Source organism: Oleiphilus sp. HI0125 (assembly GCF_001635355.1).
The window spans coordinates 1-732 of sequence record NZ_LWGF01000239.1; the positions used below are offsets into that span (position 1 = coordinate 1).

Below are 732 nucleotides of genomic sequence, written 5' to 3' on the forward strand. Positions count from 1 at the left end.
CGATGGTGATGCATTTGCAGCGACAATTTCTCACCCGGATTGACCGTAATACGCTTCACTTGAAAGCGCTCTCCCTTATCAATCGAATCATAAAAGCCCCAAGGGCGCATGACTTCACGGTGAATCGTCGCCTCTGAGCGTCCTTCTTGTTTCAAACGGTCGACAACTTTTTTCACATCTTGTACTTTATCTTTTGTGCTCACAAGAACGGCATCAGGTGTATCGACAACCACTAAATTTTCAACTCCCACCGTTGCAATTAATTTGTGGTCGCTAAATAACAGATTATTTTTTGACTCATACGCAAGCACATCACCACGAAGTGAATTACCATCCTCGTCTTGCTCAGATTCTTCCCATAATGACGACCACGAACCCACATCACTCCAGCCTGCATCTAAAGAAACAACCAAGGCTTGTTCAGTTTTCTCCATAATGGCGTAATCGATTGACTCGTCGGGACACGCTTCAAACTTCGCTTCATCCAAACGAGTAAAGTCTAAGTCTTGGCGTCGGCCATCAAAGGCTGCTTTCGTGGCTTGCGCAATATCAGGACGAAACTTTTCAAGTTCTTCTAAAAACACAGAAGCCTTGAACATAAACATGCCGCTGTTCCATAAATAATTGCCATCAGCGAGATAAGATTGCGCCGTTTCAAGATCTGGTTTTTCGACAAACTGCTCGACATCACCCGTGCCATCAGCACTAATGGTCGATGCTTTGATATAGCCA

1 protein-coding gene is annotated in these 732 nt (G+C 44.7%); it reads right to left on the minus strand.

What is annotated here, in order from left to right; genetic code table 11:
* Window positions 1-732, minus strand: a 732-nt coding sequence (locus tag A3762_RS03590) for a mannose-1-phosphate guanylyltransferase/mannose-6-phosphate isomerase (protein WP_068754126.1), incomplete at both ends; no start/stop codon positions are given.